General features: G+C 37.2%; 11 protein-coding genes and 1 other RNA gene. 11 read left to right on the top strand and 1 reads right to left on the bottom strand.

From position 1 onward, the window contains the following. Positions 1-25: 25 nt before the first annotated feature. Positions 26-1321 (top strand): phosphopyruvate hydratase, encoded by a 1296-nt coding sequence (gene eno, locus AAG068_RS25615; RefSeq protein ID WP_000103949.1) that lies wholly within the window; start codon positions 26-28, stop codon positions 1319-1321. A 50-nt stretch (positions 1322-1371) separates the two neighbouring features. On the opposite strand, the gene AAG068_RS25610 is transcribed toward eno, so the two are convergent. After that, positions 1372-2322 (bottom strand): nucleoside hydrolase, encoded by a 951-nt coding sequence (locus tag AAG068_RS25610; RefSeq protein ID WP_342716295.1) that lies wholly within the window; start codon positions 2320-2322, stop codon positions 1372-1374. Positions 2323-2597: 275 nt separating this feature from the next. Between AAG068_RS25610 and AAG068_RS25605 the strand changes: the two genes are divergently transcribed. From AAG068_RS25605 to AAG068_RS25560, 10 genes are all read left to right on the top strand, one after another. After that, on the top strand, positions 2598-2966 hold the full coding sequence (locus AAG068_RS25605) for a CidA/LrgA family holin-like protein (protein WP_000673220.1): 369 nt from the start codon (positions 2598-2600) through the stop codon (positions 2964-2966). Next, the gene (locus AAG068_RS25600) at positions 2963-3655 is read left to right on the top strand and encodes an LrgB family protein (RefSeq protein ID WP_342716294.1); all 693 of its coding nucleotides are present in this window, start codon (positions 2963-2965) and stop codon (positions 3653-3655) included. Before AAG068_RS25605 ends, AAG068_RS25600 begins: the two co-directional genes overlap by 4 nt. A gap of 94 nt (positions 3656-3749) precedes the next feature. Then, positions 3750-3983: a preprotein translocase subunit SecG gene (gene secG, locus AAG068_RS25595; protein WP_000557263.1), complete on the top strand. Its 234-nt coding sequence runs from the start codon at positions 3750-3752 to the stop codon at positions 3981-3983. Between the two features lie 161 nt (positions 3984-4144). Beyond that, positions 4145-4885 carry a carboxylesterase gene (gene estA / locus AAG068_RS25590; protein WP_342716293.1) on the top strand — a complete coding sequence of 247 codons (741 nt, stop codon included), beginning with the start codon at positions 4145-4147 and terminating at the stop codon, positions 4883-4885. Between the two features lie 142 nt (positions 4886-5027). Next, positions 5028-7472, top strand: coding sequence for a ribonuclease R (gene rnr, locus AAG068_RS25585; protein WP_342716292.1), 2445 nt, complete (start codon positions 5028-5030; stop codon positions 7470-7472). A 400-nt stretch (positions 7473-7872) separates the two neighbouring features. Further along, positions 7873-8340, top strand: coding sequence for an SsrA-binding protein (smpB, locus tag AAG068_RS25580; RefSeq protein WP_048528182.1), 468 nt, complete (start codon positions 7873-7875; stop codon positions 8338-8340). Positions 8341-8466: 126 nt separating this feature from the next. After that, positions 8467-8821, top strand: a transfer-messenger RNA (tmRNA) gene (gene ssrA / locus AAG068_RS25575). Between the two features lie 241 nt (positions 8822-9062). Next, positions 9063-9635, top strand: a complete 573-nt coding sequence (locus tag AAG068_RS25570) for a hypothetical protein (protein WP_342716291.1) — start codon at positions 9063-9065, stop codon at positions 9633-9635. Continuing rightward, positions 9628-10353: a hypothetical protein gene (locus AAG068_RS25565; RefSeq protein ID WP_342716290.1), complete on the top strand. Its 726-nt coding sequence runs from the start codon at positions 9628-9630 to the stop codon at positions 10351-10353. Before AAG068_RS25570 ends, AAG068_RS25565 begins: the two co-directional genes overlap by 8 nt. Before the next feature lie 17 nt (positions 10354-10370). Next, the gene (locus AAG068_RS25560) at positions 10371-11393 is read left to right on the top strand and encodes a hypothetical protein (protein ID WP_342716289.1); all 1023 of its coding nucleotides are present in this window, start codon (positions 10371-10373) and stop codon (positions 11391-11393) included. Positions 11394-11437: the final 44 nt, after the last annotated feature.

Here is an 11437-nt window from a genome sequence, read left to right as displayed (position 1 = left end):
TTATATAAAAAGGAGAGAATTTATTATGTCAACAATTATTGATGTTTATGCTCGCGAAGTCCTTGACTCTCGTGGTAACCCAACTGTAGAAGTAGAAGTTTACACAGAAAGCGGCGCTTTCGGACGCGCTATCGTACCAAGTGGTGCATCTACTGGTGAACACGAAGCAGTAGAATTACGTGACGGTGACAAATCTCGTTACCTTGGTAAAGGTGTTATGAACGCAGTAAACAATGTTAACGAAGCAATCGCTCCAGAAATCGTTGGTTTCGACGTAACTGACCAAGCTGGTATCGACCGTGCTATGATCGAATTAGATGGCACTCCAAACAAAGGTAAACTAGGTGCTAACGCTATCCTTGGTGTATCTATGGCAGTAGCTCACGCAGCAGCTGACTTCGTAGGTCTTCCATTATACCGTTACCTTGGTGGATTCAATGCAAAACAATTACCAACTCCAATGATGAACATCATCAACGGTGGTTCTCACGCTGATAACAACGTAGACTTCCAAGAGTTCATGATCTTACCAGTTGGTGCTCCAACATTCAAAGAATCAATCCGTATGGGTGCTGAAGTATTCCATGCACTTAAAGCTGTATTACATGACAAAGGTCTTAACACTGCAGTAGGTGACGAAGGTGGATTCGCTCCAAACCTTGGTTCTAACCGTGAAGCATTAGAAGTAATCATCGAAGCTATCGAAAAAGCTGGTTACAAAGCTGGCGAGAACGTATTCTTAGGAATGGACGTTGCTTCTTCTGAGTTCTACAACAAAGAAACTGGTAAATATGACCTTGCAGGCGAAGGCCGTACTGGCTTAACTTCTGCAGAAATGGTTGATTTCTATGAAGAGCTTTGCAAAGACTTCCCAATCATCTCTATCGAAGATGGTTTAGACGAAAACGACTGGGATGGTCACAAATTATTAACTGAGCGTATCGGTGATAAAGTACAATTAGTTGGTGACGATTTATTCGTAACTAACACTCAAAAACTTGCTGAAGGTATCGAAAAAGGTATCTCTAACTCAATCTTAATTAAAGTTAACCAAATCGGTACTTTAACTGAGACTTTCGAAGCTATCGAAATGGCTAAACGTGCTGGTTACACAGCAGTTGTATCTCACCGTTCTGGTGAAACTGAAGATGCTACAATCGCTGACATCGCAGTTGCAACTAACGCTGGCCAAATCAAAACTGGTTCTATGAGCCGTACTGACCGTATTGCTAAGTACAACCAATTATTACGCATCGAAGATGAACTAGGCGAAATCGCTGTTTACGATGGTATCAAATCTTTCTACAACATCAAACGATAATTGTAGAAAATAACGACAGACCGTGAGAAATCACGGTCTGTTTTTTTATGTTAAAATTGCTCATCCGTCATAATTGACATGAAATGTTTAAAGAAGCGGTTATAATCAAAATCAATTGCGATTTGATGAATCGGCCGATCAATAAATGGTTTAGATTCTTCTAAAAAGCGGAATTCTCCAATGCTTGCTCCTTGTGCATAAGATTCTGTCATGACAACGATAGGTGATTTGTGATACGTAAACATAGAGTTATCAAGTAAAGCGAGTATTGGCATTGTGTCATGAAAGGGGCTTCCCTTTAAATGTGGTAGGGCGTCTTTATAATATCCGTAGTAATAATGATCAAATAACAGTTTGACGAGTGGGGCTTTTCCTTTTGCTTCAATATATTCAGCCATTTCTGGTGTAATGATGGAATACTGGGTGACGTTTAATGGATAGATGTACATGTTAGGTGAGGATTGAAGGACTATATTAGCGGCAGTAGAATCGCCATAAAAGTTTGCTTCAGAAATAGGTGTAACATTACCAGGGTGCAAAAAGGCACCGCCCATTACGTAGTAAGATTTAATTTGCTTCATTAGCTGTTTACATAGGATGAATAAGATTGCGAGGGAGGTAAGTCTTCCTAAACTTACAATGATTAATTCATCTTTATACTGTTCAATAAGAGGAATAACTTCGAAAAAATTCTCCATTTCTCCGTTAGTTACATTCCCCTTTGGAATAATTGGTCCGAGCCCTTGTTTCCCGTGTACATCTGTAAAAAAAGCAGGTGGGGCACCAGTAAGTGGACGCTCTGATCCACCAAATATCTTGATATTTCTATCCTTCGTTTCGTTCATAAAAAAATGAGCATTTTGTACGGCCATTTCCTTTGGAACATTGCCGTAATCAGCAACAATGCCGATGATTTCTATTTCATCGATGAAGAACGCTAAGAGGAGAGCCATCGTATCATCAATCCCAGGATCACAAAAAATAAGAACTTTTTTGGGCATATGTTCACCACCTATCTTCTTTATATATATGTAAGTTTAAGGATAAAAAGATTATTTTATTGAAATAACAATCGTATAAATTCAGAAAATAAAAACTTTTTACATTAGGTCAATGTTTTTGACTTAATTTCCGCGCGGAAATTAAGTCATATCAAGGTTGTAAGCGTGTAACATAGGCTGCTTTTGCTGTCAAGTTGATAAATTGCAGCTTTTTACAATTTATACTATGATAAAGATATTAACAGAAGATCGTATAAACATGAGGGATGATGAACATGAAATTTACAAAGATTCTTGTCCAAATTGCTGCTCTTTATGTTTTCTATATGGTTGGAACTTGGGTGCAAGAAATGTTAAATATTCCGATTCCAGGAAGTTTGATTGGGATGTTCCTCTTACTTGTTTTACTTAGCCTAAAAGTTCTTCCAGTGAAATGGTTCGATTTAGGAGCAGAAACACTCGTTGCTATTATGCCGTTTTTATTAATTCCGCCAACGCTTGGCCTAATGAATTACGGTGCTTTTTTTATGAGTAAAGGAATTTCTCTTTTCATTACAATTGTAGCGAGTACATTTTTAATTATTATTGTCGCAGGACATACAGGACAATATCTTGCGAATAGAAAGGAAAGAGAATCGAGATGAGCCAAATATTAATCGGAATCGGTTGGGTTCTTTTTACGGTGCTATTATACCAATTATCTAAAAAAATCTATAAAATATTTCCAACACCATTCACCATTCCAATGCTTGTAGCAACAGGATTAATGGCTTTCTTATTTATCATGCTTGATATACCATATCAACATTATATGGAAAGTGGTGGCGGCTGGATTGCAAAACTGCTCGGACCCGGTGTTGTAGCATTTGCAATTCCTCTTTATAAACAACGTCACGTTCTGCAAAAGTATGTTGTACCAATTGCTGGTGGCGTATTAGTAGGTACAACAGTTGCTATTGCGAGTGATTTTGCTATTGCGTCACTTATGGGAACGGATAAAAGCTTAATTTTATCTTCTTTACCAAAGTCGGTGACAATGCCAGTTGCAATGAGTGTTTCAGAGCAAGTAGGTGGTGTACCGTCATTAACAGCAGCATTCGTTGTTATCGCAGGTATTACTGGAACGATTACCGGCCCGCTTTTATTAAAATGGAGCCGTGTTACAAACTCTGTTGGTAAAGGTATCGGATTTGGGTGTGCTTCTCATATTATGGGTGTAATGAGAGCGATGAAAAATAATGAACATGAAGGTGTTATTGGATCGGTAACAATGACATTAACAGCAATTTTGACATGTTTGCTGGGACCTTTATTTGCAATGATGTTCATGTAATAGAAGAAAAGCGAGAGCAACCCTATAGCTCTCGCTTTTCTATAGAATTTATGCTACAGTTACAATAACTGAATCTTTGTAGGAGGTACGCCAAGTGCATACGTTATTATCCGTTTTACTTATTATTGTATCGATTTTAATGATTGTTATGGTACTTATGCAGTCTAGTAATAGCTCAGGCCTTTCAGGTGCAATTTCAGGCGGTGCAGAGCAATTATTTGGTAAGCAAAAAGCACGTGGAATTGAAGCAGTATTAAACCGTATTACGATTGTTTTAGCTGTTCTATTCTTCGTATTAACAATTGCTGTTACGTACTTAAATTTATAGAATTGAAAGAAGAAGCGTTAGTAAGTTGTACTAATGGTTCTTCTTTTTTTATTTTGCCATTTGAAAGATGTTTCTAATTAGATTATAGAAATATAAATATGGTACACTAGATATAGAAAGAATACGACTAGATTACAGAAGAGAAAGAGGAGAAGTACATGATGAAATTAGCATCTCCGAAACCATTTACATTTGAAGGTGGAGACCGCGCTGTTTTATTATTACATGGATTCACAGGAAACTCAGCTGATGTACGTATGTTAGGGCGTTTCTTAGAAAAGAAAGGCTACACTTGTCATGCGCCAATTTATAAAGGGCACGGTGTACCACCAGAAGAGCTTGTTCATACAGGTCCTGAAGATTGGTGGCAAGATGTAACGGAGGCGTATCAGCTTTTAAAAGATAAAGGCTTTGAGAAAATTGCTGTTGTTGGATTGTCACTTGGCGGCGTATTTTCTTTAAAATTAGGTTATACAGTACCAGTTTTAGGTGTAGTGCCAATGTGTGCACCAATGTATATTAAGAGTGAAGAAACAATGTACCAAGGTATATTGGCGTACGCCCGCGAATATAAAAAGCGTGAACAAAAATCACTAGAGCAAATCGAACAAGAAATGTTGGAATTCCAAAAGACACCGATGGATACATTAAAAGCATTACAACAATTAATTGCTGACGTACGTAACAATGTGGACATGATTTATGCGCCAACATTTGTTGTACAAGCGCGTCATGATGAAATGATTAATACAGATAGTGCTAACATTATTTATAACGGTGTAGAATCAACGTTAAAAGACATTAAATGGTATGAAGACTCTACGCATGTCATTACACTTGATAAACAGCGTGACGAGCTACATGAGGATGTATATAACTTCTTGGAGCAACTAGATTGGTAAGATCTAGTTGCCTCTTTTTTTCATAAGGAATTTTTTGTGAAAACTGTAAAAATCATAAGGGGAGTATTAAAGTTTCGCTTTATACATCCCCTATCTTTCGGATACACTAAATAATATAAGGTTTTAAAGGAGGTATTTTTGCTTGGAAGAAATCACACAAGAACATATTGATAAGTTGTTATTATTTATGAGAGAAGAAGCGTATAAACCGTTAACGATACAAGAGTTAGAAGAGGCATTTGGAATTGAAGGTTCTGAAGGCTTTAAAGATTTTGTAAAGGCACTTGTAATGATGGAAGAGAAGGGACTTGTTATTCGTACGCGTAGCAATCGTTACGGTCTTCCTGAAAAAATGAATTTAGTACGTGGTAAGTTAATTGGACATGCACGTGGCTTTGCATTCGTTGTACCAGACGAGAAGAAAACGGGAGACGATGATCTTTTCATCCCGCCTACAGAATTAAACGGTGCACTTCATGGCGATACAGTATTAGCACGCCTTAGTTCTCAATCGAGCGGTTCGCGTCAAGAAGGTTCAATTATACGCATTTTAGAACGTGGCACGAAAGAACTAGTTGGTACATATACAGAATCGAAAAACTTTGGATTTGTTATACCTGACAATAAGCGTTGGACGAGTGATATCTTTATCTTGAAAAGCGCATCAATGGGTGCTGTAGAAGGTCATAAAGTAGTTGTGAAAATTACGAGTTATCCAGAGAATCGTTTAAGTGCAGAAGGTGAAGTTATTCAAATTCTAGGTCATAAAAATGATCCAGGAGTAGATATTTTATCTGTTATTCATAAACATCATTTACCTTTAGCGTTCCCTGAAGAAGTGATGGAGCATGCAAACAGTGTACCAGAAACGATTTCAGAAGAAGATTTAAAAGATCGCCGTGACCTGCGTGACCAAATGATCGTAACAATTGACGGTGCAGACGCGAAAGATTTAGATGACGCTGTTACAGTAACGAAGCTTGAGAACGGTAACTATAAGCTTGGCGTTCATATTGCGGATGTAAGTCATTACGTGCAAGAAGGTTCTCCAATTGATGTAGAAGCAGCGGAGAGAGCGACGAGTGTATATCTTGTTGACCGTGTAATTCCGATGATTCCGCACCGTCTATCTAACGGTATTTGTTCATTAAATCCGAAAGTAGATCGTCTGACATTATCTTGTGAAATGGAAATCAACAACTTAGGTGACGTTGTAAAACACGAGATTTTCCAAAGTGTAATTAAAACGACAGAGCGTATGACGTATGCTGACGTAAGAAGCATTTTAGAAGATGAGGACGAAGAATTAATTAAGCGCTATGAGTCGCTTGTACCGATGTTTAAAGAGATGGGGCAATTGGCACAAATCCTACGTGGAAAACGTATGCGCCGCGGTGCAATCGACTTTGATTTTAAAGAAGCGAAAGTATTAGTAGATGAAGAAGGAAAACCGACAGACGTTGTTATGCGTGATCGTTCTGTATCAGAGAAGTTAATTGAAGAATTTATGCTTGTTGCGAACGAAACAGTAGCAGAACATTTCCACTGGATGAACGTACCATTCATGTACCGTGTCCATGAAGATCCGAAAGAAGATAAGTTAGAGCGTTTCTTCGAGTTTGTAACGAACTTCGGATATGCAGTAAAAGGACGCGCAAATGAAGTACATCCTCGTGCGCTGCAACAAATTCTTGAAATGGTGCAAGGACAGCCTGAAGAGGTAGTCATTTCAACAGTTATGCTTCGTTCCATGAAGCAAGCACGTTACGATGCGGATAGCTTAGGACATTTCGGTTTATCAACTGAGTTCTACACGCATTTCACATCGCCAATTCGTCGTTACCCAGATACGATTGTTCATAGATTAATTCGTGAATACATCATTAAAGGTAAAGTCGACAATGAAACACAAGCAAAATGGCGTGAAAAATTACCTGAGATTGCAGATCATTCTTCTAATATGGAACGCCGTGCTGTTGAAGCAGAACGTGAAACAGACGAAATGAAAAAGGCAGAGTATATGGTTGATAAGATCGGCGAAGAGTATGACGGTATGATTAGCTCTGTAACAAACTTCGGTTTATTCGTAGAGCTTCCAAATACAATTGAAGGTCTTGTACACGTTAGCTACTTAACGGATGATTACTACCGTTATGACGAGCAGCATTTCGCAATGATTGGAGAACGTACAGGTAACGTATTCCGCATCGGTGACGAAATTACCATTCGCGTTATTAACGTAAACAAAGACGAGCGTGCAATCGACTTTGAAATCGTTGGCATGAAAGGTACGCCTCGTCGTAAGTTCAAAGATCGTCCAGTCGTTATCGAACAGCCAAGAACAGGCAGAAAGAAACGCGGTGGACGTAGCGAGCGTAGTAATGAGCGCGGCGGAGAACGTGGCACAGGTAGAAAATTTGACCGTGGTGGCAAAGGTAAAGGCACAGGCAAAGGAAGAGGATCAGCGTCTGCTTCCGCGTCAGCATCAGCTAGCCAGCCAGGGAAAAAAGATGGTAACGGCAAGAAGAAAAAAGCATTCTTCGAAAACGTACCAGGATTCAAGAAGAAAAAGAAAAAGCGTAAGTAAGAAAAGGATGGCTTCGCTTTGATGAAAAGCGAGGCTTTTTCTTTTTTATCCCGCATTAACGGGCAGTAAGACTCCCACCTCAAAATTCAGCGAAAGCAAAGAATTTAGGTGGGGGATCAACTGCCCATAAAAGTCCGATTGGTGAGGGCTGATAATCAGTGGGGATGAAGAAAACCCCCACTGATTAAAGTTTCACTTTATTGGTGGCTTGAGAGCGAGCCACTTTCGCTTTTTAATGGAATCCAGCTACAGTGGCTAGAATGTTCGGCGGCTTCGCTTCTTCCCAAGAGGCAAAGAGCGCCTCAAGGTCAGAAGCTCCATCCACCTCACATTCTGAGCGAGCCACTTTCGCTTTTTAGTAACATTTGTTACAATAGTAAAAATAGAGGAGGGACGTTATATGCCAAAGGGTACAGGTAAGGTTATTGCACAAAATAAAAAAGCTTTTCATGATTATTTCATCGAAGAAACATACGAAGCAGGGCTTGTCCTTCAAGGAACGGAAATTAAGTCGATTCGCGCTGGACGCGTGAACTTGAAAGATGCATTTGCTCGTGTACATAATGGTGAAGTATGGGTTCATAATATGCATATTAGCACGTACGAACAAGGGAATCGTTTCAACCATGATCCGCTTCGTACGAGAAAGTTACTTCTTCATAAAAAAGAAATTGAGAAGTTAACAGGTGCTTCAAAAGAAACAGGTTATGCATTAGTTCCAGTTAGAATCTATTTAAAAAATGGATTTGCAAAAATGGCACTTGGTTTAGCAAAAGGTAAGAAACAATACGATAAGCGTCACGATTTAAAAGAGAAAGAAGCAAAACGTGAAATTGCACGCGCGTTCCGTGATCGTCAAAAGATGTAATACAGATATTTACATTTGTAAAACGGCGCGCGTATGTTATAATAACTTATGTAAGGTTGTTGCACATTGAAAAACAGCTCTTAGTAGCTATCACGAAATTTTCTTCGTATGCTCCATTTTTATCATGGGGACGTTACGGATTCGACAGGGATAGTTCGAGCTTAGGTTGCGAGTCGAGGGGATCGGCCTCGTTAAAACGTCAAAGCCTATAATTGGCAAACAAAACAATCTTTCTTTAGCTGCTTAATTGCACTAAAGGTTCCTCCCTCCATCGTCCATGTGGTAGGGTAAGGGACTCAAACTAAGTGGACTACGCCGGAGTTCGCCGTCTGAGGACAAAGGAAGAGAACAACCAGACTAGCAACTCGGAAGCCTGTCGATAGGCCGAAGAGTTCGCGAAATGCTAATATATCGACTACACTCGTAGAAGCTTAAGTGCCGATATTTTTGGACGTGGGTTCGACTCCCACCGTCTCCACCAATACATATTTGGTGGTTTTTTATTTTGTGTTGTGATATGAACCATAAGTTTGCCGGAACGGCAAGCTTATGGTTCTTTTTGTTTACGGCAAACTTATGCTTCTCTTATTATAATAATTGTGTTGTAAGGTGATAATATTAGGTAATAAATATTTTAGTGACATTGTTTTTCTGAGTGGACAATATTATAATTAATAAAGGAAGTTTTTGTTATTATTAATCGTATGGAGGGAGTGTATCAAATGCTGCAATTTAAGATTTTTGAACTTTTTAATTTTAGTGAAGAAGATTTAAAAAAGGTTCAAAATATATTTGTGGGTAATGATTTAATTCTTCTTGATGAGAATTACATAGCTATTACATACGATTATGCTACGAATAGTTATATTGAATTATTAAAGAAAGCCAAAAAGGTAGAGAACATCCGGCAGGTAATTTTAACGTCAAGGCATTTTTTTAATTTAATAAATTATGCTGTTAATACAAACTCTTCCATTAGTGACTTGAAGTTTGTTTCGCAAATTCCTGAAGAAAGTATAGAATTTGTACATGATTATATTGAATTGATAAATTCATCTATGACAGAAAAAAAAGGTGAATTTAAAAATCGGTTGTTTAATGAGCTAGACTGGTTGATTTATGATGAATGTATTGATATAGAAAAATTATCGATCTTAACAAAATTCAGTGATTCTCGACTGTATAAAAAGGTAGAGCTATATAGCAATGGAGTTGTTACAGTAAACAGCGATTATGTTTCAGCTGAGGTAAAAAAATTGGTTTTATCAATTATTAAGGGGATAGTTCATGCTTAGGTCATTAATAAATTTGCGAAATATCCTGGCGGAATGGATTATACTATTAAGCCCTGTCTTAGCAATTTTTATAATGTATATATTAAAGGTTGATGTAGCTACATTCATATCAAATTTTATTCCTGCTCTTCAAGAGGCGATTAGTGCTAAACCAGGTATAGGTTTTACTATCAATACTGCCCTTATTGCGTTATTAGTGAATTTATTTATTAAAATCTTTAAACATCCAGGGAAACTAGAAATTGAAATGAAAAGCTTAAAAACTAGAAAAGATAATTCTGTCTTAGAAGTAAATAATCCTCGTAAGCGAGTCAATATTGATTTAACGTGTAATGCAAATTTTAAATTCATGTGGTTAAAGAAAGTTATTCAAAAATGTGGGAGAATGAAGTTAGTTCTATATTTTCCTCATTGGGTAGACTATAATATCGAAAATGAAAGCGATTTTAAAAGAAACACAATAGAGAAGAAACGAAATGAAGATAAGTTAGAAATTGATTTAGGACATGCTCTACAGGAACATATGAAAACAGGGAAATTCTCTGTAATTGTAAAAGTTGGTCCTAATGTCGTTGATAAGAAGGAAGATTATATTATAAGCAAGTTTGTTGTTGAATCGAAAAGCAAGTTTAGCAAATGTTTAACTTATATTTTAATTATTTTATTTCTGGATTTTAACGAATCACAGCATTTGGTAGAAGCAAGAAATGATGATTAAAGAGGGAGAGGGACATTTTGAACAAATTTTGTATTTTACATTTACATCAGTTTGATAGCTTAGAAGAATTTCAGCGACTTTTACAAGAAAATCGAAATATTGAATATCCTCAAATAGGGTGTGTAGAGGATCAATTGTACTGTAGTATAATTGATGTACCAGATTTTCCTATTGCAGATGTAACAACTTTAGAATTTGATGATGAACTTGTAAATTATTTATATTTTACAGGATCTATAGAAACGCAAAAACGAGTAGGGCCCTATGATAATCATGGGCAATTAAAACCGAGAGAAGAACGCGTAAGTAAATTTTCTTCAGATATATTGGTTTTTGAAAATAGGAATCGATTATTTGCTATAGTTTTTTGTGGCGCTACAAACGGGAAAAAGGTAATGAAAAAGTTATTTCCTTCAGTAACATTTGGACTTATTGAGCCATTTAATGATGGATTAACTGAGGATGTACTATATTGGTTATTTAAGCATTATATAGATGTTCCCGATGAGTCTCTATCGGAAGAACAGGATATTTTTGTTACTGCATTAGAAAGCTATATGGGGACTACGAGAGATAATGTAAACGCTGTAAAAGGTGATGGAACAAGAATATCAACCATTTTAGGCACATTAGCTTTTTTATTTCAGAACGATAAATTAAAAGCACTAAGACCACAAATCCAATATATGGATGAAACGGTATTGGTAGAAATGAGATTAACTGGTACCCTTACGTTATGGCCAAACTCATATGTTGGTAATTATTTTAGAGCATTGACAGGTATTGAAAAACAAAATGCACTCGCTATATATGTTTTTCTCAAGATTTTACCTTCGGTAGTTGAGTGCTATAATAATAATATTGACAATCAAGCATGGTCACCACAATTAAAAATTGACTTTGTAAAACGTTTGGGATCAATGATTAGACAAAGAGTTGATGCTGAATTGATAAGGATTGAACAAGAATCGAGAGGCCTTGTAGATATTCCTCTTATGGAGAATGATGAAGATGAGGATATTGATGAATTTGATGAATAGGCATTAAAGAATTCCTTAAATATAAGGAGTAAATAAGAGGATGG

The organism is Bacillus paramycoides (assembly GCF_038971285.1).
Taxonomy (GTDB): Bacteria; Bacillota; Bacilli; order Bacillales; family Bacillaceae_G; genus Bacillus_A.
The sequence above is the reverse complement of the archived record's forward strand: the minus strand, read 5'-3'. Positions and strand labels throughout refer to the sequence as shown.